The sequence below is a fragment of the Citrobacter sp. Cpo090 genome (assembly GCF_030332665.1).
Lineage (GTDB): Bacteria > Pseudomonadota > Gammaproteobacteria > Enterobacterales > Enterobacteriaceae > Citrobacter > Citrobacter portucalensis.
This window is the reverse complement of sequence record NZ_JAOWHK010000025.1, coordinates 1,378,445-1,401,883: the sequence shown is the minus strand read 5'-3', so window position 1 is coordinate 1,401,883 and position 23,439 is coordinate 1,378,445. Positions and strand designations below refer to the sequence as shown.

General features: G+C 53.7%; 22 protein-coding genes and 1 pseudogene. 17 read left to right on the top strand and 6 right to left on the bottom strand.

Annotation, left to right across the window (positions count from 1 at the left end):
- Window positions 1-153 precede the first annotated feature (153 nt).
- Entirely contained in the window at window positions 154-1,092 is a 939-nt protein-coding gene (locus tag OGY83_RS09490; protein WP_286635753.1) for an Rpn family recombination-promoting nuclease/putative transposase, read from the top strand.
- 49 nt (window positions 1,093-1,141) lie between these two features.
- Here OGY83_RS09490 and dtpD read toward each other — a convergent pair whose 3' ends face one another.
- On the bottom strand, window positions 1,142-2,623 hold the full coding sequence (gene dtpD / locus OGY83_RS09485; protein WP_286635752.1) for a dipeptide permease DtpD: 1,482 nt from the start codon (window positions 2,621-2,623) through the stop codon (window positions 1,142-1,144).
- A 289-nt stretch (window positions 2,624-2,912) separates the two neighbouring features.
- Here dtpD and ybgI point away from each other — a divergent pair, with 289 nt between their 5' ends.
- The 8 genes from ybgI to nei are packed head-to-tail and all read left to right on the top strand — an operon-like array spanning window position 2,913 to window position 9,205.
- Window positions 2,913-3,656, top strand: a complete 744-nt coding sequence (gene ybgI / locus OGY83_RS09480) for a radiation resistance protein YbgI (protein ID WP_079937015.1) — start codon at window positions 2,913-2,915, stop codon at window positions 3,654-3,656.
- A 15-nt stretch (window positions 3,657-3,671) separates the two neighbouring features.
- Window positions 3,672-4,328, top strand: coding sequence for a 5-oxoprolinase subunit PxpB (gene pxpB, locus OGY83_RS09475; RefSeq protein WP_123268521.1), 657 nt, complete (start codon window positions 3,672-3,674; stop codon window positions 4,326-4,328).
- Window positions 4,322-5,254, top strand: a complete 933-nt coding sequence (gene pxpC, locus OGY83_RS09470) for a 5-oxoprolinase subunit PxpC (RefSeq protein WP_286635751.1) — start codon at window positions 4,322-4,324, stop codon at window positions 5,252-5,254. The genes pxpB and pxpC overlap by 7 nt, the downstream gene beginning before the upstream one ends.
- Complete coding sequence (gene pxpA / locus OGY83_RS09465) at window positions 5,244-5,978, top strand: 5-oxoprolinase subunit PxpA (RefSeq protein ID WP_136391637.1); 735 nt, start codon at window positions 5,244-5,246, stop codon at window positions 5,976-5,978. The genes pxpC and pxpA overlap by 11 nt, the downstream gene beginning before the upstream one ends.
- 52 nt (window positions 5,979-6,030) lie before the next feature.
- Window positions 6,031-6,753 carry a DUF969 domain-containing protein gene (locus tag OGY83_RS09460; RefSeq protein WP_063940693.1) on the top strand — a complete coding sequence of 241 codons (723 nt, stop codon included), beginning with the start codon at window positions 6,031-6,033 and terminating at the stop codon, window positions 6,751-6,753.
- A complete protein-coding gene (locus OGY83_RS09455) occupies window positions 6,750-7,745 on the top strand; it encodes a DUF979 domain-containing protein (protein WP_008784131.1) in 996 nt (331 codons plus the stop codon). Before OGY83_RS09460 ends, OGY83_RS09455 begins: the two co-directional genes overlap by 4 nt.
- 9 nt (window positions 7,746-7,754) lie before the next feature.
- Entirely contained in the window at window positions 7,755-8,399 is a 645-nt protein-coding gene (gene pcp / locus OGY83_RS09450) for a pyroglutamyl-peptidase I (protein WP_003831398.1), read from the top strand.
- 14 nt (window positions 8,400-8,413) lie between these two features.
- Complete coding sequence (gene nei, locus OGY83_RS09445) at window positions 8,414-9,205, top strand: endonuclease VIII (RefSeq protein ID WP_191213112.1); 792 nt, start codon at window positions 8,414-8,416, stop codon at window positions 9,203-9,205.
- Here nei and OGY83_RS09440 read toward each other — a convergent pair.
- The 3 genes and pseudogenes from OGY83_RS09440 to OGY83_RS09430 form a co-directional block, all read right to left on the bottom strand.
- Window positions 9,202-10,248, bottom strand: a complete 1,047-nt coding sequence (locus OGY83_RS09440) for an AbrB family transcriptional regulator (RefSeq protein ID WP_079936907.1) — start codon at window positions 10,246-10,248, stop codon at window positions 9,202-9,204. The genes nei and OGY83_RS09440 overlap by 4 nt on opposite strands.
- A gap of 175 nt (window positions 10,249-10,423) precedes the next feature.
- The gene (locus OGY83_RS09435) at window positions 10,424-11,707 is read right to left on the bottom strand and encodes a citrate synthase (protein WP_191213111.1); all 1,284 of its coding nucleotides are present in this window, start codon (window positions 11,705-11,707) and stop codon (window positions 10,424-10,426) included.
- A 203-nt stretch (window positions 11,708-11,910) separates the two neighbouring features.
- Window positions 11,911-12,021: pseudogene (locus OGY83_RS09430) on the bottom strand (hypothetical protein).
- Between the two features lie 383 nt (window positions 12,022-12,404).
- Between OGY83_RS09430 and sdhC the strand changes: the two are divergent.
- From sdhC to sucD, 8 genes are all read left to right on the top strand, one after another.
- Window positions 12,405-12,809 carry a succinate dehydrogenase cytochrome b556 subunit gene (sdhC, locus tag OGY83_RS09425; protein ID WP_003831406.1) on the top strand — a complete coding sequence of 135 codons (405 nt, stop codon included), beginning with the start codon at window positions 12,405-12,407 and terminating at the stop codon, window positions 12,807-12,809.
- Window positions 12,803-13,150 carry a succinate dehydrogenase membrane anchor subunit gene (gene sdhD, locus OGY83_RS09420; RefSeq protein WP_003831408.1) on the top strand — a complete coding sequence of 116 codons (348 nt, stop codon included), beginning with the start codon at window positions 12,803-12,805 and terminating at the stop codon, window positions 13,148-13,150. Before sdhC ends, sdhD begins: the two co-directional genes overlap by 7 nt.
- Entirely contained in the window at window positions 13,150-14,916 is a 1,767-nt protein-coding gene (gene sdhA, locus OGY83_RS09415) for a succinate dehydrogenase flavoprotein subunit (protein WP_003831409.1), read from the top strand. The genes sdhD and sdhA overlap by 1 nt, the downstream gene beginning before the upstream one ends.
- A gap of 15 nt (window positions 14,917-14,931) precedes the next feature.
- The gene (gene sdhB / locus OGY83_RS09410; RefSeq protein WP_003022921.1) at window positions 14,932-15,648 is read left to right on the top strand and encodes a succinate dehydrogenase iron-sulfur subunit SdhB; all 717 of its coding nucleotides are present in this window, start codon (window positions 14,932-14,934) and stop codon (window positions 15,646-15,648) included.
- Window positions 15,649-16,103: 455 nt separating this feature from the next.
- Window positions 16,104-18,905, top strand: coding sequence for a 2-oxoglutarate dehydrogenase E1 component (gene sucA / locus OGY83_RS09405; RefSeq protein WP_003831411.1), 2,802 nt, complete (start codon window positions 16,104-16,106; stop codon window positions 18,903-18,905).
- A 14-nt stretch (window positions 18,906-18,919) separates the two neighbouring features.
- The gene (odhB, locus tag OGY83_RS09400) at window positions 18,920-20,143 is read left to right on the top strand and encodes a 2-oxoglutarate dehydrogenase complex dihydrolipoyllysine-residue succinyltransferase (RefSeq protein ID WP_003022925.1); all 1,224 of its coding nucleotides are present in this window, start codon (window positions 18,920-18,922) and stop codon (window positions 20,141-20,143) included.
- Between the two features lie 90 nt (window positions 20,144-20,233).
- Window positions 20,234-21,400 carry an ADP-forming succinate--CoA ligase subunit beta gene (gene sucC, locus OGY83_RS09395; RefSeq protein WP_003022927.1) on the top strand — a complete coding sequence of 389 codons (1,167 nt, stop codon included), beginning with the start codon at window positions 20,234-20,236 and terminating at the stop codon, window positions 21,398-21,400.
- On the top strand, window positions 21,400-22,269 hold the full coding sequence (sucD, locus tag OGY83_RS09390) for a succinate--CoA ligase subunit alpha (RefSeq protein ID WP_079936905.1): 870 nt from the start codon (window positions 21,400-21,402) through the stop codon (window positions 22,267-22,269). Before sucC ends, sucD begins: the two co-directional genes overlap by 1 nt.
- 97 nt (window positions 22,270-22,366) lie before the next feature.
- On the opposite strand, the gene OGY83_RS09385 is transcribed toward sucD, so the two are convergent.
- Window positions 22,367-23,020, bottom strand: a complete 654-nt coding sequence (locus OGY83_RS09385; protein WP_079936904.1) for an aspartate/glutamate racemase family protein — start codon at window positions 23,018-23,020, stop codon at window positions 22,367-22,369.
- Window positions 23,017-23,436 carry a GlcG/HbpS family heme-binding protein gene (locus OGY83_RS09380; RefSeq protein WP_286635750.1) on the bottom strand — a complete coding sequence of 140 codons (420 nt, stop codon included), beginning with the start codon at window positions 23,434-23,436 and terminating at the stop codon, window positions 23,017-23,019. The genes OGY83_RS09385 and OGY83_RS09380 overlap by 4 nt, the downstream gene beginning before the upstream one ends.
- Window positions 23,437-23,439: the final 3 nt, after the last annotated feature.

Here is a 23,439-nt window from a genome sequence, read left to right as displayed (position 1 = left end):
CGGATTTCTGCGTAATACCTTCCAGCAAAATGAATATGTTGCAGTGGGGCGCAGTTAGTGCTGAAACGTGCGCGCAAGGCCGTAAATGCCTTGATGAAGACGTTTTTCTCCCGCAGTAAAGTTCCGTTATCTTCAGTCAGGTGACGGAACTTGATGACAATGCCAACGACACCCACACCGCACGATGCGGTATTTAAAACGTTTTTACATCATCCGCAAACAGCTCGGGACTTCCTCGAAATTCATCTTCCCGCAGATCTGCAAGTGCTTTGCGATTTAAATACGCTGAAGCTGGAGTCAGAAAGCTTTATTGAAGCGGATTTACGTACCCGCTACTCCGACGTGCTCTGGTCTGTGCAGACACACGACGGTGAAGGTTATGTCTATGTGGTTATAGAACACCAGAGTTCAGCCGATCCGCATATGGCTTTTCGTCTTCTGCGTTACGCGATGGCGGCGATGCAGCGTCATTTGGATGCCGGGCACAAAGAACTGCCGCTGGTGATACCCATGCTGTTTTATCATGGCTGTCGAAGCCCGTATCCGTACTCACTTTGCTGGCTTGATGCGTTTACCGATCCTGTAACGGCACGGCAACTTTATGCCAGCGCATTTCCATTGGTGGATATCACAGTGGTACCGGATGATGAAATTATGGCTCACAGGCGAATGGCACTGCTGGAACTCATGCAAAAACATATCCGTCAGCGGGATTTGATGGGGCTGGTAGATCAGTTGGCCACGCTGTTACTTACAGGGTGCGCTAATGACACGCAACTACAGGCGATGTTTAATTACATTCTGCAATCCGGTGATGAATCTCGTTTTAATGAATTCATGCAAGAGATGGCGCAACGGATCCCCCAACACAAGGAGAAGCTGATGACGATTGCCGAGCGTTTACGATTAGATGGATTACAGGAAGGGATGCAGCGAGGACTACAACAAGGATTACAACAAGGATTACAACAAGGAACACGAGAAGCTGCAATACGTATAGCGCAAACCATGTTGGAGCAGGGAATAGATCGCGATATGGTGCTACTGGTTACAGGTCTTTCTGAAGAGGACTTGACTGCCAGTCATGCGTAATTCCCTGAAAAAACAGGCCCGAATCAGATTGCATCATCGGGCCGTACACTCAGGATTCTACCACCAGCGGACGGTTTTTGAACTTAAGCGACTGGTACAGCCAAATCAGCAGCACCAGCACCACACAGGCCAGCGCGCCCCAGGTAATTTCACTAAAGACATCAATATAGGCATTGATGGAGTAGTTGATAGCGCCCGCAGCATCAAACGAGCCTTGTGAGGTCTGATCGGCGATAACACCTGCCAGGTAATTGGCGATGGCACCGGAAAGCAGCATATAAATGCCAGTTAATACGCCGGTAACACCAGGGATCTCAATACGCGTAATTTGTGACATTGCCACCGGATCGATAAACAGTTCGGCAAAGCCCATGACCGCCAACCCAAGTACCATCAGCGGCATGGAAGAGTGGCCGTAAGCTGCGGACCAGCGAGCGCTCAAGGTTAGAATACAGAACCCAGCGCTCATTAAGCCGAGGCCAAGGGCAAATTTACCCCAGATACGTACGGTACGATTGCCACTCACGCTCTCTTTGACTACCCATGCCAGCACGATACCGCACAGCATCACGGCAAAAGCGTTAACCGACTGGAACATCGCGGTAGGGACGGAGTATCCCATGATATCGCGGTTAACGAAGCGGTCGATATACAGGCTAATCGAGCTGCCGCCCTGTTGAGCAAAGGCCCAGAACAACAGGCTGAAGAAGGTCAGGGTGACGATAAGTCCCAGTTCTTTGCGCTGTTTCTGCGTCTGTGCCTGGCGGTAAATCTTTGTCAGAACCGCCAGACCAATAATGGTGGCAACGATCAGGGCGTAAACGGACCACTCTTTCCAGAACAGGACAGTAATCAGCAGCGGTGCTGCAACCAGCAGAACTAACAGCCAGGCCCAGTTTGGCAGGATAAAGGTTTTAGCACACAGAACGGCCTTGTTGACGCCGGTGGTGTGAGCGAAATGGCGATTACCACATAAGAAAATCACCAGTCCTGCCAGCATGCCGATGGCAGCCAGCGCAAAGCCCATCGCCCAGCTGTATTCTTCCTGCACGTAGCCGCAGGCAATTGGTGCAATGATCGAACCGATGTTACCGGCGGCGTAAAGCAGAGAGAATCCACCGTCGCGACGCGGGTCTTCAGGTTGATACAACTCGCCCAGCAGGCAACTGATATTTGATTTAAACAGACCGTAGCCGCAGACAATTATCGCCAGCGATAAATAGAGGAACGCCGGGGCCATTTCGCTGGCACCCAATACCAGATGTCCCACCGCCATTAGAAATGCGCCGATCATCACCGCCATTCGATTGCCGAGCACTTTATCGGCCAGGTATCCCCCGAGAATAGGGGTGACATAGACCAGCGAGCAGTAGGCGCTGAACAGTTCATATGCGTGGTTATCGTCGTACTTAAGCTGATTGGTGAGATACAGGATCAGCAGCGCACGCATGCCGTAAAAACTGAAGTATTCCCAGATTTGTAGCGCGACAACGTAGTAAATCGCCCGTGGTTGAGATGCTTGTTTATTCATTATTTTCTCGAAGTAAATGCCTCGCGACTGGCTGAACGTGCTGCGCGAGTGTGTTTCCTTAAAGTTGTAACTTTGATACAGATCTGATTATTTTTGCAATATGCTGTCTGATTGCATAAATATACATGAATTAGATCGGGTGGTGGTAAGCAAATTACGTTCAAAGCGGGAGTGATTGTTTCTTGATGTGTCAGTGAAATGGCTATCGACGAACGCAGGCGGGGACGCTATTTTAACCTAAGCTGTGTTGCTGATTGGGCAGGCAGAAATGATGACTACGAGGACGATGATGAAAAACACCGAACTGGAACAACTGATCAACGACAAACTAAACAGCGCCGCCATTAGCGATTATGCGCCGAATGGTTTGCAGGTTGAGGGCAAAGAGACGGTGCATAAAATCGTGACCGGCGTGACTGCAAGCCAGGCATTGCTGGACGAGGCGGTACGCCAGCAAGCGGATGCGGTTATCGTTCACCACGGTTATTTCTGGAAAGGCGAATCTCCGGTTATTCGCGGCATGAAGCGCAATCGTCTGAAAACGCTGTTAGAAAATGATATCAACCTGTATGGCTGGCACTTGCCGCTGGATGCGCACCCGGAACTGGGGAATAACGCGCAGTTGGCCGCGCTGTTGGGAATCACCGTGATGGGGGAAATTGAACCGCTGGTGCCATGGGGAGAACTCTCCATGCCGGTTCCGGGACTGGAGTTGGCGTCGTGGATTGAAGCACGTTTAGGTCGTAAACCGTTATGGTGCGGTGATACCGGGCCGGAAAACGTTCAGCGCGTAGCCTGGTGTACCGGGGGCGGTCAAAGTTTTATTGATAGCGCAGCCCGATTTGGTGTCGACGCCTTTATTACCGGTGAAGTCTCTGAGCAAACCATTCACTCAGCCCGCGAGCAGGGGCTGCATTTCTATGCTGCCGGTCACCATGCGACCGAACGCGGCGGCATTCGCGCATTAAGCGAATGGCTGAATGAAAATACCGATCTGGACGTAACCTTTATCGATATTCCTAATCCAGCGTAATAAAGAGGGATGAAAGTGCAGCGAGCGCGTTGTTATCTGTTAGGTGAAACGGCGGTGGTTCTCGAACTGGAGCCTCCCATCACGCTGGCGACTCAGAAACGCATCTGGCGTCTGGCTCAGCGTTTAGTTGACGCCCCGAATGTGCTTGAAGCTATTCCGGGAATGAACAATATCACGGTTACCCTGCGCGACCCGCAAACGCTGGCGCTGGATGCTATTGAACGCCTGCAGCGCTGGTGGGAAGAGAGCGAAGCACTGGAGCCGGATTCACGCTTCATTGAAATACCTGTGACCTATGGTGGTGAGTTTGGCCCCGATCTGGCAGAGGTCGCCCGACACAGTGGATTAAGCGACAAGCAGGTCGTCGAACTTCATGCGTCAGTTGACTATGTGGTGTGGTTTATCGGTTTTCAGCCGGGATTTCCCTATCTCGGGAGCTTACCTGAACAGCTGCATACCCCCAGACGTGCGGAACCGCGCTTGCTTGTTCCTGCAGGTTCTGTCGGTATCGGTGGATCTCAAACGGGGATCTACCCGCTTTCCACACCCGGTGGATGGCAATTGATTGGGCGTACCTCCGTTTCGTTATTTGATCCAAAACGGGAGGAGCCGATTCTGTTACGGGCTGGCGATACCGTGCGTTTTGTCCCGCAGAAGGAGGGGATATGTTAAACATCATCCGCGCTGGCATGTACACCTCAGTACAGGACGGGGGACGCCATAGTTTTCGTCAATCCGGAATCAGTCACTGTGGCGCGCTGGATAAACCGGCGCTGAACGTCGCCAACCTGCTGGTGGGTAATGATGCGAATGCTGCCGCGCTGGAAATCACGCTGGGGCAACTGGTGGTGGAGTTTGAAGCCGATGGCTGGTTTGCCCTGACCGGTGCCGGATGCGAAGCACATCTGGATCGTACTCCCGTATGGAGTGGGTGGCGGCTACCGGTAAAAGCCGGGCAGCGCCTGACGCTAAAACGTCCGCTTCATGGCATGCGCAGTTATCTGGCGGTAGCGGGCGGTATTGATGTTCCCGAAGTGATGGGCTCGCGCAGTACCGATCTGAAAGTGGGCATTGGTGGGTTTGAAGGGCGTCTGCTGCGTGATGGCGATCGACTGGCGATTGGCGTATCTGCCCGGCAATTCAACGGGCCACAAGGTGTAAAACAACTGATGTGGGGTAATCTCATCCGCGCACTGCCTGGCCCTGAATATCAGGAGTTTGATGAGGTATCGCAGGCCTCTTTCTGGCGCTCGCCGTGGCAACTTAGCCCACAAAGCAACCGTATGGGGTATCGTCTTCAGGGGCAGCCGCTGACGCGCACGACCGATCGCGAGTTGCTGTCGCATGGTTTGCTCCCCGGCGTGGTGCAGGTTCCGCATAATGGCCAGCCAATCGTGCTGATGAACGATGCTCAGACGACGGGTGGCTATCCGCGCATCGCCTGTATCATCGAGGCAGATATGTATCATCTGGCGCAGATCCCGCTCGGTCAACCGATTCATTTTGTGCAGTGTTCGCTGGAGGAAGCGCTGAAGGCGCGGTACGACCAGCAGCGTTACCTGGAACAGTTAACATGGCGACTTAACAATGAAAATTGATCTCAACGCGGACCTCGGTGAGGGATGTGCGAACGATGCAGCGCTGCTGCAACTCGTGTCTTCAGCCAATATTGCCTGTGGGTTTCATGCCGGTGATGCGCAGACCATGCTCTCAAGCGTGCGCGAAGCGCTAAAAAATGGCGTGGCGATAGGCGCGCATCCGAGCTTTCCTGATCGGGAAAATTTTGGCCGTAGCGCCATGGCACTGCCTGCGCAAACGGTGTATGCACAGACGCTATATCAAATTGGCGCGCTGGCTGCCATCACGCGGGCAGAAGGCGGCGTGATGCGTCATGTCAAACCGCATGGCATGCTCTATAACCAGGCGGCGAAAGATCCTCAATTGGCCGATGCGATTGCTAAAGCGGTTCATGCCTGCGATCCGTCGCTGGTTCTGGTCGGGCTGGCGGGTAGCGAACTGATTCGCGCCGGAGAACACTATGGCTTGATAACACGTCAGGAGGTTTTTGCCGATCGCGGTTATCAGGCCGATGGCAGTCTGGTACCTCGCAGTCAGCCGGGCGCACTGATTGAGGATGAAGAGCAGGCGCTGGCGCAAACGTTAGAAATGGTGCAATCCGGCAGAGTAAAAAGCCAAAGTGGAACATGGGCAAGCGTGACCGCCCAGACGGTATGCATTCATGGGGATGGCGAGCACGCACTCGCTTTTGCCCGTCGCTTGCGTAGCGCCTTTAATGCATGCAATATTCAAATTAGCGCATAATTTTTTAATATAAAACAATAAGATATTACACAACAACATAAGGGTTTTAATTATGGGAGAGGCTATTTCTCTCTGGCCATTGACGGGCATCGCCGTCATTGTGGTCGGATTTCTTTTACGTTTTAATCCGGTATTGGTGGTAATTATTGCCGGGATCGTCACGGGACTGGCGGCGCATATGCCGATCGCCACCATTCTCGAGAAGCTGGGTGAAGGTTTTCTTAACACCCGCAACCTGCCGTTTATCCTGCTGATCCCACTGGCGGTTATTGGCCTGCTGGAACGTCACGGACTCAAAGAGCGCGCTCAGGCGTGGATTGCTAAAATCCGCAGCGCCACCAGTGGCCGTCTGCTTATTGTCTATCTGTTCATTCGCGAAGCGACCGCTGCGTTAGGGCTGACCAGTCTGGGCGGGCATCCGCAGATGGTGCGCCCGCTGCTGGCGCCAATGGCGGAAGGGGCCGCCGAGAAAAATCACGGCGAGATACCCGGCGCGGTTCGCTATCGACTGCGCGCAATGTCAGCGGCGACCGATAACGTTGGGCTGTTTTTCGGTGAAGATATCTTTGTTGCCTTCGGCGCGATCATATTCATGCACAACTTTATGCTGGAGTCTGGTGGCATCCAGACTGAACCGTTGCATATCGCCTTGTGGGGGATCCCAACGGCAATTTGTGCTTTCCTGATCCACGGCACGCGTTTGTGGCGTCTGGATAGCTATTTGCAACGAGAGGTGGCGAAAGCGAATGCCGCAGCGAAAGGGGAAGCGAAATGAATTTTCAACAAAGCTATCTCTACTGGCTGGCGGGTGCGGTATTACTGATTGTGGCGCTGATGTCCTGGCAGGACAAAGCGAACCCGCGTCGTTTCACCACAGGCCTGTTTTGGGGCATATACGGCGTACTGTTTCTGCTTGGTGACTGGACATACTCGCTGTTTGGCGATAAACGCGCAGTGCATATTGCCGTCGGCGTTGCGGTGGTCGTGCTGGCCCTGATCGCAGGTTTTGGCGGTGTGAAGCTGGGAAGCTACCATCAACGCACGCAGCAACAGCGCGAAGAAAGCGCCAGCCGCCTGGGCAACCGCCTGTTTTTCCCAGCGCTGGCGATCCCGGTGGTAACGGTTATTGGCGTACTGATGTTCAACCATATTCCGGGCTTACAGGATGCGCTGTTTGGGCCGGGTAATCACGCCACGCTGGTGACGCTCTTTTCAATGACAGCGGGCTCGTTGATTGGTCTGGCGATGGCGATAAAAATGACCCATGAGCGGGTGCATCAACCGATTCAGGAGGCGCGCCGTCTGCTGGACTCCATTGGCTGGGCGTTCATTCTGCCGCAGATTCTGGCTACGCTCGGGCTGCTGTTTACAGCGGCGGGTGTCGGTAGCGGCATTTCATACCTGACGCAGGAATATCTGGCGGTGGATAGTCGCTTTATTGCGGTGGCGGTGTACACCATCGGCATGGCATTGCTGACCATGGTCATGGGTAATGCGTTTGCTGCTTTCCCGATCGTGACCGCAGGGATTGGTATTCCGATCCTCGTACTGCAACACGGCGGCAATCCAGCGGTAATGGCGGCGATTGGTATGTTCTCCGGCTATTGCGGGACGCTGATGACGCCGATGGCGGCGAACTTTAATATTGTTCCAGCAGCGCTGCTGGAGCTACCGGACAAAAACGCGGTGATTAAAGCGCAGGTGCCAACCGGCGTACTGCTGCTACTGGTCAACGTATTCCTGATGTATTTCCTGATGTTCCTGTAAGGAGGAAGGATGAAAACAGTACTCATCACGGGATTTGAACCCTTTGGCGGCGAGTCAGTTAACCCTTCCTGGGAAGTGGTCTCGAGCCTCGACAATGCTATTATCGGCGGATGCCGCGTTATTGCCCGCCAACTACCGTGTGTATTTGGCGAGTCTCTTGCCGTACTCAATGCCGCGATTGACGCGTTGTCGCCATCACTGGTGCTGGCGGTGGGGCAGGCGGGTGGTCGCACGGATATCACCGTGGAACGCGTGGCGATTAACGTTGACGATGCGCGTATTGCGGATAACCAGGGACAACAGCCGGTAGATGTGCCGATTGTAGTCGATGGCCCGGCGGCATGGTTTAGTACGTTGCCGATTAAAGCGATGGTTGTCGCCATGCGCAACGCGGGAATTCCGGCCTCGGTTTCCCAGACTGCGGGTACTTTCGTGTGTAACCACGTGATGTATGGCCTGCTGCATAAACTACGCGACGTACCTGCGGTGAAGGGCGGCTTTATTCATATCCCTTATTTGCCGCAACAGGCTGCACAGCATCCCGGGGCGCCAAGTATGGCGACAGAAACGGTGCGCCGTGCGCTGGAGATTGCGATTGCCACCGCCTTGCAGGTGGAAAGCGATATCGCAGTGACGGGCGGCGCAACACATTAACAAAGGACAGTATTATGCCTGAAGGCCCGGAGATTCGCCGCGCGGCGGATAACCTGGAGGCGGCAGTCAAAGGCAAACCCCTGACGGATGTCTGGTTTGCCTTTGAGCAGTTAAAACCGTATCAATCTCAACTGATTGGGCAACGTGTTACCCAGCTTGAAACGCGGGGGAAAGCATTACTGACCCATTTTTCTAATGGCCTGACGCTGTACAGTCACAATCAGCTCTATGGTGTGTGGCGAGTGGTGGATACCGGCACAATCCCGCAAACTTCGCGGGTACTGCGCGTCAGTCTGCAAACACATGACAAGACAATTCTGCTCTATAGCGCGTCTGATATCGAAATGCTGACGCCAGAGCAGGTTGCCACCCATCCGTTCCTGCAACGGGTTGGGCCGGATGTACTGGATTTACGTTTAACTCCCGATGAGGTTAAAGCGCGTCTGTTATCTCCGCGTTTTCGCAATCGCCAGTTTTCTGGTCTGCTACTGGACCAGGCGTTTCTGGCGGGATTAGGTAACTACCTGCGGGTAGAGATCCTTTGGCAGGTTGGGTTGACCGGGCAGCATAAAGCGTCGCAGCTTAGTGATGAGCAACTGGATCAACTGGCACATGCGCTGCTTGATATTCCGCGCCTGTCTTATAATACCCGCGGCCTGGTCGATGAGAATAAACATCACGGCGCGCTGTTTCGCTTCAAGGTCTTTCATCGGGACGGTGAAGCCTGTGAGCGCTGTGGTGGAATCATCGAAAAAACGATGCTCTCTTCGCGCCCCTTTTACTGGTGTCCGGGATGTCAGCACTAAGCGGGCTGTTTTGGCGCGTGCACCGAAATAAATCTTGCGACTGCGGGGCCAGTTAACAAAATGCTGAACAGCCGCAGGGTTTGCATCGCCATGATGAGCGCCATATCTGCGTGGCTTCCTGCGGCGATTACCGCAACAGAATCCACTCCTCCAGGACTGGTTGCCAGATAGGCAGTGAGAAAGTCGATCTGCATGTAATGCGCCAGTCCCCAGGCCATGGCGGCGCAGATCGCCATCAGTGAAAAAATGGACAACAGGATCTGCGGCAGTGGTCGTAATGCCATTAAAAAGATCTGCTTATCAAAGCCAAGACCGATTTGCCAGCCAATTGACATGTAGGCTATCGCCAGCAGCCACTCCGGCAGTTCAATCACCATCACTCCGCTTGCATTCAGCAAGGCACCCACCAGCATTGGCAATAGCATGACGCCAGAGGGAATACGCAGTAGGCGTCCAGCCGTACCGGCAACGGCGGCCAGCATCAGAGTGCTGAAAAGATTGCCGCTTAGCGGTGGAAACCAGATGATTTGTTCACTGACCGTTTGCGCCTGGTCGCCCATCACTAACCGGGTGACCAGCGCTGCCGCGCCGACCACCAACAGTACGCGCAGATACTGCATAAACGCCACCAGCCGGATGTCGGCACCGTAATCCTGGGCCATCGCGACCATTGCCGCTGCGCCGCCTGGTGACGAGCCCCACGCACCGGTATTCCCCGGTAGATTACTGTAGCGAACCAGCAGCCAGCCGATTATCGCGCTGCTGATAAGGGTTACCAGCAGGATAGCAATCACCATCGGCCAGTGGGCCGCAAGGGTTGTGAAGATTGAACCGGTCAGATTTTGGGCAATCATGCAGCCGAGAATTGCCTGCGCGCCAAGAAATGTGCAGCGGGGAGGGTGCAGAGAGATGCCGCGCATACTGAAAATGATGCCGACGATCATCGACCCGAGCAGCAAGGGTCCTGGAAGATGGATAAACAGAAAGAGCAGGGAAAGAAGGAGCGATAGCACAAACAGCAGGCTCCACTGCAAAACAGGCATCCCATGCTCCTGAGTAAAATGTGAGAAATCTCAGTAAATCATAGAGAAAGCACGATAAGAATAAAATAATGTGGATCAAATAAAAACAGGTCGGATTCTGGCTTTAATGCCTTGTCCGACCCGTGATAGTTAATGGCAATAAGCCGGACAGGCATTGGCACCGTCCGGCAGACAATTAACGCTTAATAGCAGACTTAAAATCGCGCTTGTCGTAGCCGGTGTACAGCTGACGCGGACGGGCGATTTTCATGCCGTCGGTGTGCATTTCGTTCCAGTGTGCAATCCAGCCAACGGTACGCGCCATGGCGAAGATAACGGTGAACATGGAGGACGGAATACCCATCGCTTTCAGGATGATGCCGGAGTAGAAGTCTACGTTCGGGTAAAGTTTCTTCTCAATGAAGTACGGGTCGTTGAGCGCAATGTGCTCAAGTTCCATCGCCACTTCCAGCAGATCATCTTTGGTGCCCAGTTCTTTCAGTACTTCATGGCAGGTTTCACGCATGACGGTAGCGCGCGGGTCATAGTTTTTATAAACACGGTGACCAAAGCCCATCAGGCGGAAGGAATCATTCTTGTCTTTCGCGCGACGAACAAATTCCGGAATGTGTTTAACAGAGCTGATTTCTTCCAGCATTTTCAGCGCAGCTTCGTTTGCGCCGCCGTGAGCCGGTCCCCACAGGGAAGCAATACCGGCCGCGATGCAGGCAAACGGGTTAGCGCCAGAAGAGCCCGCGGTACGTACGGTAGAGGTTGAGGCGTTCTGTTCGTGGTCAGCGTGCAGGATTAAGATACGGTCCATTGCGCGTTCCAGGATCGGATTCACTTCGTATTTTTCGCACGGCGTAGAGAACATCATGTTCAGGAAGTTACCGGCGTAGGAGAGATCGTTACGAGGATACACGAACGGCTGCCCGATGGAATATTTGTAGCACATCGCTGCCATGGTTGGCATTTTGGACAGCAGGCGGAAGGCGGCGATTTCACGGTGACGCGGGTTATTTACATCCAGCGAGTCGTGGTAGAACGCAGCCAGCGCTCCGGTGACACCGCACATAACGGCCATCGGGTGAGAGTCGCGGCGGAAACCGTGGAACAGACGGGTGATCTGCTCGTGGATCATGGTATGGCGAGTGACTGTGGTTTTGAACTCGTCGTACTCTTCCTGCGTCGGTTTTTCGCCGTACAGCAGGATGTAACACACTTCCAGATAGTTGGACTCGGTCGCCAGTTGGTCAATCGGGAAGCCGCGATGCAGCAAAACACCTTCGTCACCGTCGATGAAAGTAATTTTGGATTCGCAGGATGCGGTAGAGGTGAAACCTGGGTCAAAAGTAAACATCCCTTTTGAGCCAAGGGTACGAATATCAATAACATCTTGACCGAGCGTACCTTTCAGCACATCCAGTTCAATAGCAGCGTCACCATTTAGAGTGAGTTTTGCTTTAGTATCAGCCATTTACGGTCTCCTTAGCGCCTTATTGCTTAAGACTGCCGGAACTTAAATTTGCCTTCGTGCATCAATAAACCGTTACCAGTTTGTTATTTGGCTCGCCGCTCTGCGAAAGAGGGGATGACCTGGGTACAGAGCTATGGGCGCTTGCAGGTAAAACGGTCTTTTCATGGCGAATAAACTGCAAATCAAGAACTTAGCAATCCGAATTATTTAACCTGTCTATCACTAATAACTGTCCTGAAGGTATTGGTCAATACTTCCACACTGTTACATAACTAAATCTCCGGTGAAAGAGTGACCCCATAACTTTTACGCATTATATGCTTTTTCTGGTGTTGTTTGTAACAACTTTGTTTAATGATTGTCAAATCAGATGATTAAAAATTAAAATAATGTTGTTATCGTGACCTATGTCACTGTTCGGGATAAAACCCGACAAACTATATGTAGGTTAATTGTAATGATTTTGTGAACGTCCTATACTGCCGCCAGGTCTCCGGAATACCCTGCAATCCCGAGCCAACCAGCGTTGTAACGTGTCGTTTTAGCATCTGGAAGCAGTGTTTTATATGACGCGTAGTTATAGTAAGGACGCTGTCTGACCCGCACGCAGACCGGAGGAAGGAAATCCCGTCGTCTTTCAGGCTACAGGTGTCTTCATCTTCTGTACCCGAAGTCCAAAGGGAATAATAAGAACAGCATGTGGGCGTTATTCATGATAAGAAATGTGAAAAAACAAAGACCTGTCAATCTGGATCTGCAAACGATCCGGTTCCCAATCACGGCGATAGCGTCCATTCTCCATCGCGTATCCGGAGTGATCACCTTCGTGGCGGTCGGGATTCTGTTGTGGTTATTGGGTACCAGCCTTTCCTCCCCTGAAGGTTTCCTCACCGCGTCATCCATTATGAATAACTTCTTTGTGGAGTTAATTCTGTGGGGGATCCTGATTGCGCTGGCATATCACGCCGTAATGGGCATTCGCCATCTGTTGATGGATTTTGGCTATATCGAAGAAACCCTCGAAGCAGGGACACGCTCCGCCAAAATTTGTTTCGTTATCATTGTCGTGCTTTCACTTCTCGCAGGAGTCCTCGTATGGTAAGCAACGCCTCCGCATTAGGACGCAATGGCGTACATGACTTCATTCTGGTCCGTGCTACCGCTATCGTTCTGACGTTATACATCATCTATATGGTCGGTTTCTTCGCCACCAGCGGCGAGTTGACGTATGAAGTCTGGACCGGTTTCTTCTCATCGGCATTCACCAAAGTCTTCACCCTGCTGGCACTTTTCTCCATCTTGATTCATGCCTGGATCGGCATGTGGCAGGTGTTGACCGACTACGTTAAACCTCTGGCTGTGCGCCTGATTCTGCAACTGGCTATCGTCGTTGCGCTGGTGGTTTACGTCATTTATGGATTTGTTGTGGTGTGGGGTGTGTAATGAAACTGCCAGTCAGAGAATTTGATGCTGTTGTGATTGGTGCCGGCGGCGCAGGTATGCGCGCGGCGCTGCAAATTTCCCAGAGCGGTCAGACCTGTGCGCTGCTCTCCAAAGTGTTCCCAACCCGTTCCCATACCGTATCCGCGCAGGGTGGCATCACCGTTGCGCTCGGTAATACCCATGAAGATAACTGGGAATGGCACATGTACGACACCGTTAAAGGGTCGGACTACATTGGTGACCAGGACGCTATTGAATATATGTGTAAAACCGGTCCGGAAGCGATTCTGGAGCTGGACCACATGGGGCTGCCGTTCTCTCGCCTCGACAATGGCACAATTTATCAACGTCCGTTTGGCGGCCAGTCGAAGAACTTCGGCGGCGAGCAGGCGGCACGTACCGCGGCAGCGGCAGACCGTACCGGTCATGCGCTGTTGCACACGCTGTATCAGCAGAACCTGAAAAACCATACCACCATCTTCTCCGAGTGGTATGCGCTGGACCTGGTGAAAAACGCCGATGGCGCCGTTGTCGGTTGTACCGCGCTGTGTATCGAAACCGGTGAAGTGGTTTACTTCAAAGCCCGCGCGACCGTGCTGGCGACCGGCGGTGCTGGCCGTATTTATCAGTCCACCACCAATGCCCACATCAATACCGGTGACGGTGTTGGTATGGCTATCCGCGCTGGCGTGCCGGTGCAGGATATGGAGATGTGGCAGTTCCACCCAACCGGTATCGCCGGTGCAGGCGTTCTGGTAACAGAAGGCTGCCGTGGTGAAGGTGGCTACCTGCTGAACAAACATGGCGAGCGCTTCATGGAGCGTTATGCCCCGAATGCGAAAGACCTGGCGGGTCGTGACGTGGTGGCGCGCTCCATCATGATCGAAATTCGCGAAGGTCGCGGCTGCGACGGCCCGTGGGGTCCGCACGCCAAACTGAAACTCGACCACCTGGGTAAAGAAGTACTGGAATCCCGTCTGCCGGGCATTCTCGAACTGTCCCGTACCTTCGCTCACGTTGACCCGGTTAAAGAGCCGATTCCGGTTATCCCTACCTGTCACTATATGATGGGCGGTATTCCGACCAAAGTTACTGGCCAGGCGCTGACCGTGAATGAGCAGGGCGAAGATGTGGTGATCCCTGGGCTGTTTGCCGTCGGCGAAATCGCCTGCGTATCGGTTCACGGCGCCAACCGTCTGGGCGGCAACTCGCTGCTGGACCTGGTCGTATTTGGTCGTGCGGTTGGTCTGCACCTGCAGGAATCTATTGCTGAGCAGGGTGACCTGCTGGATGCGACCGAAGATGAAATCGACGCTTCTCTGGCGCGTCTGAACCGCTGGAACGGTAACCGTAACGGTGAAGACCCGGTGGCGATTCGCAAAGCGCTGCAAGAATGTATGCAGCATAACTTCTCGGTATTCCGCGAAGGCGATGCGATGGCGAAAGGTCTGGAAGAGCTGAAAGCGATTCGCGAACGCCTGAAAAATGCCCGTCTGGACGATACTTCCAGCGAGTTCAACACCCAGCGCGTTGAGTGTCTGGAGTTGGATAACCTGATGGAGACCGCGTACGCCACTGCAGTATCTGCAAACTTCCGTACCGAAAGCCGTGGCGCGCATAGCCGCTTCGACTTCCCGGAACGTGATGATGAAAACTGGCTGTGCCATTCCCTGTACCTGCCAGAGTCGGAATCCATGACGCGACGTCAAGTCAATATGGAACCGAAGCTGCGCCCGGCATTCCCGCCGAAGATTCGTACTTATTAATGCGGAGACAGGACAATGAAACTCGAGTTTTCAGTTTATCGCTATAACCCGGATGTTGACGATGCTCCGCGCATGCAGGATTACACCCTGGAGGCGGAAGAAGGGCGCGACATGATGCTGCTGGATGCATTGATGCAGCTGAAAGAAAAAGATCCGTCGCTGTCGTTTCGTCGCTCCTGCCGTGAAGGGGTTTGTGGCTCCGACGGTCTGAACATGAACGGCAAAAATGGACTGGCCTGTATCACACCTATTTCTGCGCTGAATCAGCCGGGCAAGAAAATTGTCATTCGCCCGCTGCCGGGCTTACCGGTTGTGCGCGATTTGGTGGTAGACATGGGGCAATTCTACGCACAGTATGAGAAGATTAAGCCTTACTTGTTGAATAATGGGAAAAATCCGCCGGCTCGTGAGCATTTACAAATGCCAGAGCAGCGTGAGAAGCTCGATGGGCTGTATGAATGTATTTTGTGTGCATGCTGCTCAACGTCCTGTCCATCATTCTGGTGGAACCCGGACAAGTTTATTGGCCCGGCAGGCCTGCTGGCAGCGTATCGCTTCTTAATCGATAGCCGCGATACCGAAACCGACAGCCGCCTGGAAGGTTTAAGTGACGCTTTCAGCGTATTCCGCTGCCATAGCATCATGAACTGCGTCAGCGTATGTCCGAAAGGGTTGAACCCGACGCGCGCCATCGGCCATATTAAGTCGATGCTGCTCAAACGTAGTGCGTAAGTTGTTGTTGCCGGGGAAGTGATTCCCCGGTAGTGCAGGAAACCTCTAAAAACTGCCACATTGATAGCAATAATCGAGATGTTCAGTGCGAGACAAGGCGCGCACGGAACGAATCTTCGGGAGCATAGTTAACTATGTGACCGGAGTGAGTGAAGGTTGCAACGCAGTCGCAGCCTGAACAGCGACGATTATTAGACAGTTTTTAAAGGTTCCTTAGCGGACGCAGAAAACACGACAGTCCGCAACAAGTGAACCCCGGCACGCACATCGGTGTGCGTGGTAGTATCCACGGCGAAATACTCGTCATAGATCACGTTGCATGTGCGTTGGCTGCACTTGCTCACCCCGGTCACTTACTGGATGTAAGCTCCCGGGGATTCGCAAGCTTGCCGCCTTCCTGAAACGTGATCTATTTAGAGTATTAAATAAGCAGAAAAGATGCTTAAGGGATCACGATGCAGAACAGCGCTTTGAAAGCCTGGTTGGACTCTTCTTACCTCTCTGGTTCTAACCAGAGCTGGATAGAACAGCTCTATGAAGACTTCTTAACCGACCCTGACTCGGTAGATGCTAACTGGCGTTCGACGTTCCAGCAGTTACCTGGTACCGGAGTCAAACCGGATCAACTCCACTCAAAAACACGTGATTATTTCCGTCGACAGGCGTTGATTACCCCACGTTACTCTTCTTCTATTTCCGACCCTGATGCCAATGTGAAGCAGGTTAAAGTCCTGCAGCTCATTAACGCCTATCGTTTCCGCGGTCATCAGCATGCGAATCTCGATCCGCTGGGACTGTGGCAACAAGAAAATGTGGCCGATCTGGACCCGTCTTTCCACGATCTGACCGATGCGGATTTCCAGGAAAGCTTTAACGTAGGTTCTTTTGCCGGCGGCAAAGACACCATGAAGCTGAGCGACCTGGTTGTTGCGCTGAAACAAACCTACTGCGGCCCAATTGGCGCCGAGTATATGCACATCACCAGCACCGAAGAAAAACGCTGGCTTCAACAGCGTATCGAGTCTGGACGTGCCGCGTTCAGTAGTGAAGAGAAGAAACGCTTCCTCAGCGAACTGACCGCAGCGGAAGGTCTGGAACGCTACCTGGGCGCTAAGTTCCCGGGCGCAAAACGCTTCTCGCTGGAAGGCGGTGATGCGTTAATCCCAATGCTCAAAGAGATGATCCGCCACGCCGGTAACAGCGGTACCCGTGAAGTGGTGCTGGGCATGGCGCACCGTGGTCGTCTGAACGTTCTGGTTAACGTACTGGGCAAACGCCCGCAGGAACTGTTCGACGAATTTGCGGGCAAACATAAAGAACACCTCGGCACCGGTGACGTGAAGTACCACATGGGCTTCTCGTCTGATATCGAAACCGAAGGCGGTCTGGTACACCTGGCGCTGGCGTTTAACCCGTCGCACCTGGAAATCGTTAGCCCGGTGGTTATCGGTTCCGTACGTGCACGTCTGGATCGTCTGGACGAGCCGAGCAGCAATAAAGTCCTGCCAATCACCATTCATGGTGACGCGGCAGTTACCGGGCAGGGCGTGGTTCAGGAAACCCTGAACATGTCGAAAGCGCGTGGTTACGAAGTGGGCGGTACCGTTCGCATCGTTATCAACAACCAGGTAGGCTTCACCACCTCTAACCCGCTGGATGCGCGTTCTACACCGTACTGCACCGACATCGGTAAGATGGTTCAGGCGCCGATTTTCCACGTGAACGCGGATGACCCGGAAGCGGTTGCTTTTGTTACGCGTCTGGCGCTGGATTTCCGTAATACTTTTAAACGCGATGTATTCATCGATCTGGTGTGCTACCGCCGTCACGGCCACAACGAAGCCGACGAGCCGAGCGCAACCCAGCCGCTGATGTATCAGAAAATCAAAAAGCATCCGACCCCGCGCAAAATCTACGCTGATAAGCTGGAAGCGGACAAAGTTGCCACGCTGGAAGATGCGACCGAAATGGTCAATCTGTACCGTGACGCGCTGGATGCTGGCGAATGCGTAGTGAAAGAGTGGCGTCCAATGAACATGCACTCCTTCACCTGGTCGCCGTACCTCAACCACGAGTGGGATGAAAACTACCCGAACAAAGTTGAGATGAAGCGTCTGCAGGAGCTGGCAAAACGCATCAGCACCGTACCTGAAGCGGTTGAAATGCAGTCGCGCGTTGCCAAGATTTACGGCGACCGTCAGGCCATGGCCGCAGGCGAGAAGCTGTTTGACTGGGGTGGTGCAGAGAATCTGGCTTACGCCACGCTGGTTGACGAAGGCATTCCGGTCCGTCTGTCGGGTGAAGACTCCGGTCGCGGCACCTTCTTCCACCGTCACGCGGTAATTCATAACCAGGCGAACGGTTCAACCTACACGCCGCTGCAGCATGTGCATAACGGCCAGGGGACGTTCCGCGTATGGGACTCCGTGCTGTCTGAAGAAGCTGTGCTGGCGTTTGAGTACGGTTATGCCACAGCAGAACCGCGCACGCTGACCATCTGGGAAGCGCAATTCGGCGACTTCGCCAACGGTGCACAGGTGGTTATCGACCAGTTCATCTCTTCCGGTGAGCAGAAATGGGGCCGTATGTGCGGTCTGGTTATGCTGCTGCCGCACGGTTACGAAGGTCAGGGTCCGGAGCACTCCTCCGCGCGTCTGGAACGTTATCTGCAACTTTGCGCTGAGCAAAACATGCAGGTTTGCGTCCCGTCCACCCCGGCGCAGGTTTACCACATGCTGCGTCGTCAGGCGCTGCGCGGTATGCGTCGTCCGCTGGTGGTGATGTCACCTAAGTCGCTGCTGCGTCATCCGCTGGCGGTGTCTACGCTGGACGAACTGGCAAACGGCACCTTCCTGCCAGCCATTGGTGAAGTCGATGAACTTGATCCTAAAGGCGTGAAGCGTGTCGTGATGTGTTCTGGTAAGGTTTATTACGACCTGCTGGAGCAACGCCGCAAGAACGACCAAAAAGATGTTGCCATTGTGCGCATCGAACAGCTCTATCCGTTCCCGCATAAAGCGGTGCAGGAAGCGCTGAAACCGTTTGCTCATGTACATGATTTTGTCTGGTGCCAGGAAGAGCCGCTCAACCAGGGCGCATGGTACTGCAGCCAGCATCATTTCCGTGAAGTAATTCCATTTGGGTCAGCTCTGCGTTATGCAGGTCGCCCGGCCTCTGCCTCTCCGGCAGTAGGGTATATGTCCGTTCACCAGAAGCAGCAACAAGATCTGGTAAATGACGCGCTGAACGTCGATTAAATAAAGGATAAATAATGAGTAGCGTAGATATTCTTGTTCCCGACCTGCCTGAATCCGTAGCGGATGCAACGGTTGCAACCTGGCACAAAAAACCGGGCGATGCAGTACGTCGTGATGAAGTACTGGTAGAAATCGAAACTGACAAAGTGGTACTGGAAGTACCGGCATCAGCGGACGGTATTCTTGATGCGGTTCTGGAAGATGAAGGGACAACCGTCACTTCTCGCCAGATCCTCGGTCGCCTGCGTGAAGGCAACAGCACCGGTAAAGAAACCAGTGCTAAGTCTGAAGAGAAAGATTCTACTCCGGCACAGCGCCAGCAGGCGTCTCTTGCTGAGCAGAACAACGATGCCCTGAGCCCGGCGATCCGTCGCCTGCTGGGTGAGCATAACCTCGAAGCCAGCGCTATCAACGGCACCGGTGTCGGCGGTCGTATCACCCGTGAAGATGTTGAAAAACATCTGGCGAAAGCTCCGGCTGCGAAAGCCGAAGCAAAAGCGCCGGCAGCAGCACCTGCACCACAGGCTCAACTGGGCGCGCGTGGCGAAAAACGTGTTCCGATGACCCGTCTGCGCAAACGCGTAGCCGAGCGTCTGCTGGAAGCGAAAAATTCCACCGCCATGCTGACCACGTTCAACGAAGTCAACATGAAGCCAATCATGGACCTGCGTAAGCAATACGGTGATGCGTTCGAGAAACGCCACGGTATCCGTCTGGGCTTTATGTCTTTCTATGTGAAAGCGGTTGTTGAAGCGCTGAAACGCTATCCGGAAGTGAACGCGTCCATTGATGGTGATGACGTGGTTTACCACAACTACTTTGATGTCAGCATGGCGGTCTCCACGCCGCGTGGCCTGGTCACGCCGGTCCTGCGTGATGTGGATCTGCTGGGTATGGCTGATATCGAGAAGAATATTAAAGAACTGGCAGTTAAAGGTCGCGACGGCAAGTTGACGGTCGAAGATCTGACGGGTGGTAACTTCACCATCACTAACGGTGGTGTGTTCGGTTCCCTGATGTCCACGCCGATCATCAACCCACCGCAGAGCGCCATCCTGGGTATGCATGCCATCAAAGATCGTCCGATGGCAGTAGACGGCAAGGTTGAAATCCTGCCGATGATGTATCTGGCGCTGTCTTATGACCACCGTCTGATCGATGGTCGTGAGTCAGTGGGCTTCCTGGTAACCATTAAAGAGTTGCTGGAAGATCCAACGCGTCTGCTGCTGGACGTGTAGTTAATAAGAGTATCACCTGCCCCGTAGGTCTGGACGCTTATCAGGCCTACGGGTAAAAGATAACGATTACCTGAAGGATGGACAGAACACATGAACTTACATGAATATCAGGCAAAACAACTTTTTGCCCGCTATGGCTTACCGGCACCGGTGGGTTATGCCTGTACTACTCCGCGTGAAGCCGAAGAAGCTGCATCTAAAATCGGCGCTGGCCCGTGGGTAGTGAAATGTCAGGTTCACGCTGGTGGCCGTGGTAAAGCGGGCGGTGTGAAGGTGGTAAACAGCAAAGAAGACATTCGCGCTTTTGCTGAACACTGGCTGGGTAAACGTCTGGTTACTTACCAGACAGACGCTCATGGCCAACCGGTAAATCAGATTCTGGTTGAAGCCGCGACCGACATTGGTAAAGAACTTTACCTCGGCGCAGTTGTTGACCGTAGCTCCCGTCGCGTGGTCTTCATGGCGTCTACCGAAGGCGGCGTGGAAATCGAAAAAGTAGCGGAAGAAACCCCGCACCTGATCCACAAAGTGGCGCTCGATCCGCTGGCAGGCCCAATGCCTTACCAGGGTCGTGAGCTGGCGTTCAAACTGGGTCTGGAAGGCAAACAGGTTCAGCAGTTCACCAAGATCTTCATGGGTCTGGCGACTATCTTCCTGGAGCGCGATCTGGCGCTGATCGAAATCAACCCGCTGGTGGTGACCAAGCAGGGTGACCTGATCTGCCTCGACGGCAAACTGGGCGCTGACGGCAACGCGCTGTTCCGCCAGGCTGACCTGCGCGAAATGCGCGACCAGTCTCAGGAAGATCCGCGTGAAGCGCAGGCTGCACAGTGGGAACTGAACTACGTCGCACTGGACGGTAACATCGGTTGTATGGTTAACGGTGCGGGCCTGGCAATGGGCACCATGGACATCGTTAAGCTGCACGGCGGCGAACCGGCTAACTTCCTCGACGTTGGCGGCGGTGCGACCAAAGAGCGTGTAACCGAAGCGTTCAAAATTATCCTCTCTGATGACAATGTTAAAGCCGTACTGGTTAACATCTTCGGCGGTATCGTACGTTGCGACCTGATCGCTGACGGTATCATCGGCGCGGTAGCAGAAGTAGGTGTAAACGTTCCGGTCGTGGTACGTCTGGAAGGTAACAACGCTGAACTCGGCGCGAAAAAACTGGCTGATAGCGGCCTGAATATTATTGCAGCGAAAAGTCTGACGGATGCAGCTCAGCAGGTTGTTGCCGCAGTGGAGGGGAAATAATGTCAGTTTTAATTAATAAAGATACCAAGGTTATCTGCCAGGGCTTCACCGGTAGCCAGGGGACATTCCACTCTGAACAAGCGATCGCTTACGGTACGCAAATGGTCGGTGGCGTTACGCCGGGTAAAGGCGGCACCACGCATCTGGGTCTGCCAGTGTTCAACACCGTACGTGAAGCGGTAGAAGCGACCGGCGCAACCGCCACCGTTATCTACGTTCCGGCGCCGTTCTGCAAAGACTCCATCCTGGAAGCTATCGATGCAGGCATCAAGCTTATCATCACCATCACCGAAGGTATCCCAACGCTGGATATGCTGACCGTGAAAGTGAAGCTGGATGAAGCTGGCGTACGTATGATCGGCCCGAACTGCCCAGGCGTTATCACTCCGGGTGAATGTAAAATCGGTATCATGCCGGGCCACATTCACAAGCCGGGTAAAGTGGGTATCGTTTCCCGTTCTGGCACCCTGACCTATGAAGCAGTTAAGCAGACCACCGACTACGGTTTCGGCCAGTCTACCTGTGTGGGCATCGGCGGCGACCCGATCCCTGGCTCTAACTTCATCGACATCCTGAAGCTGTTCCAGGAAGATCCGCAGACTGAAGCGATCGTCATGATCGGTGAGATCGGCGGTAGCGCGGAAGAAGAAGCGGCTGCTTACATCAAAGATCATGTGACCAAGCCTGTTGTGGGTTACATCGCGGGTGTGACTGCGCCGAAAGGTAAGCGTATGGGTCACGCGGGTGCGATCATCGCGGGTGGTAAAGGTACAGCGGATGAGAAATTCGCTGCGCTGGAAGCCGCAGGCGTGAAAACAGTTCGTAGCCTGGCCGATATCGGCGAAGCACTGAAAAGCGTTATTAAGTAAGAAATAAAAAAACAGCCCTGACTGTCTGCGTGGTCAAGGGCTGGTCCCGTTTCGACATGGTTGGCCATCTGATGATGGCCTTTTTTTTGCCGGGAATTTAGCTTTCAGCCAGCGTTTTTAACCAGCGAATACCGCTTTCCGGTGAGGTCATTACCGGCACCGGTGGGGAAGGGAGCTGTTGTAAAACGCGCGCCATCGAAGCCTGCGCCAGCATCACGACATCCGCTTGAGTAAAGGCGCTCTGTAACCCTTCACTGACGATACGGTCATGGGTATCCATATCTCCCGCCAGCAGCGCGTGGAATGCCTCCTCCATTAATACAGGCGTAATGGTTCGCGATTTACCGCTTTGTTGAACTTTGCGCTGGACGTAATCCAGCGTTGGCTTCAGCGTGGTTGCCACGGTTGCTAACACGGCGATCCGTTCGCCTTTTTCAATCGCCTCTTCCACCATCGCGCAGTCAATGCGCGCGAGCTGGAGCGGGGTCATAAACTGGCATTGCTCTACCGCAGTACCAATTGAGGAACAGGCGGTAATAAAGATATCGCAGTCCGCCTTTTCGGCAATATGCACATAGTCGGCGATGCGGGCGGCAATATTTGGCGATACGCCTCCGGCTTTCATCACCTGTTTAATCATAGATTCTTCAACCAGGTGCATCACTTCAACGTCCGGCATAATGTCGGCGATCAGCTGTTGCATCATCGCAAGCGTGGCTGCACTGGTATGCAGCATGGCGACCTTTTTCATTGGGCAATCTCCTTAAGTAACGTTTCCGCGACGGTCAGCGCCGCATCATGATCTTCCTGCGCGGATAAACCGCCTACCGCGACGGCTCCAAGGCATTTTCCCTGGTGCAGAATTGGGATCCCGCCCGGCAGCGCCGTAAAACGCGGGTCGGCAAAATAGCTAATGTCCAGTTGCTCTTTTTGCAGACGCTGTAAAAATGCCTGCGTGGTACAGCCCAGGCGGCTACTGGTGCGCGCTTTACGCTGGGTTAACTCGATGGTTAACAGTTTGGCGTTATCCATCCGCGCAAAGCTAAGCAGTTCTCCATTTGCATCGCATACGGCCACGCTTAACGGGCGATTTGCGTAACGTGTTTCGGCGAGTTCGAGCGCACAGGTTACGGCGCGCTGGGCGTGTTCCAGAGTGAGAGTTGTCATCGT

Bases quoted from the DNA above. Each gene is read 5' to 3' on its own strand.
- OGY83_RS09490 (WP_286635753.1), top strand. From the start codon at position 154: ATGACAATGCCAACGACACCCACACCGCACGATGCGGTATTTAAAACG.
- dtpD (WP_286635752.1), bottom strand. From the start codon at position 2,623: ATGAATAAACAAGCATCTCAACCACGGGCGATTTACTACGTTGTCGCG.
- ybgI (WP_079937015.1), top strand. From the start codon at position 2,913: ATGAAAAACACCGAACTGGAACAACTGATCAACGACAAACTAAACAGC.
- pxpC (WP_286635751.1), top strand. From the start codon at position 4,322: ATGTTAAACATCATCCGCGCTGGCATGTACACCTCAGTACAGGACGGG.
- pxpA (WP_136391637.1), top strand. From the start codon at position 5,244: ATGAAAATTGATCTCAACGCGGACCTCGGTGAGGGATGTGCGAACGAT.
- OGY83_RS09460 (WP_063940693.1), top strand. From the start codon at position 6,031: ATGGGAGAGGCTATTTCTCTCTGGCCATTGACGGGCATCGCCGTCATT.
- OGY83_RS09455 (WP_008784131.1), top strand. From the start codon at position 6,750: ATGAATTTTCAACAAAGCTATCTCTACTGGCTGGCGGGTGCGGTATTA.
- pcp (WP_003831398.1), top strand. From the start codon at position 7,755: ATGAAAACAGTACTCATCACGGGATTTGAACCCTTTGGCGGCGAGTCA.
- nei (WP_191213112.1), top strand. From the start codon at position 8,414: ATGCCTGAAGGCCCGGAGATTCGCCGCGCGGCGGATAACCTGGAGGCG.
- OGY83_RS09440 (WP_079936907.1), bottom strand. From the start codon at position 10,248: ATGCCTGTTTTGCAGTGGAGCCTGCTGTTTGTGCTATCGCTCCTTCTT.
- OGY83_RS09435 (WP_191213111.1), bottom strand. From the start codon at position 11,707: ATGGCTGATACTAAAGCAAAACTCACTCTAAATGGTGACGCTGCTATT.
- sdhC (WP_003831406.1), top strand. From the start codon at position 12,405: ATGTGGGCGTTATTCATGATAAGAAATGTGAAAAAACAAAGACCTGTC.
- sdhD (WP_003831408.1), top strand. From the start codon at position 12,803: ATGGTAAGCAACGCCTCCGCATTAGGACGCAATGGCGTACATGACTTC.
- sdhA (WP_003831409.1), top strand. From the start codon at position 13,150: ATGAAACTGCCAGTCAGAGAATTTGATGCTGTTGTGATTGGTGCCGGC.
- sdhB (WP_003022921.1), top strand. From the start codon at position 14,932: ATGAAACTCGAGTTTTCAGTTTATCGCTATAACCCGGATGTTGACGAT.
- sucA (WP_003831411.1), top strand. From the start codon at position 16,104: ATGCAGAACAGCGCTTTGAAAGCCTGGTTGGACTCTTCTTACCTCTCT.
- odhB (WP_003022925.1), top strand. From the start codon at position 18,920: ATGAGTAGCGTAGATATTCTTGTTCCCGACCTGCCTGAATCCGTAGCG.
- sucC (WP_003022927.1), top strand. From the start codon at position 20,234: ATGAACTTACATGAATATCAGGCAAAACAACTTTTTGCCCGCTATGGC.
- sucD (WP_079936905.1), top strand. From the start codon at position 21,400: ATGTCAGTTTTAATTAATAAAGATACCAAGGTTATCTGCCAGGGCTTC.
- OGY83_RS09385 (WP_079936904.1), bottom strand. From the start codon at position 23,020: ATGAAAAAGGTCGCCATGCTGCATACCAGTGCAGCCACGCTTGCGATG.
- OGY83_RS09380 (WP_286635750.1), bottom strand. From the start codon at position 23,436: ATGACAACTCTCACTCTGGAACACGCCCAGCGCGCCGTAACCTGTGCG.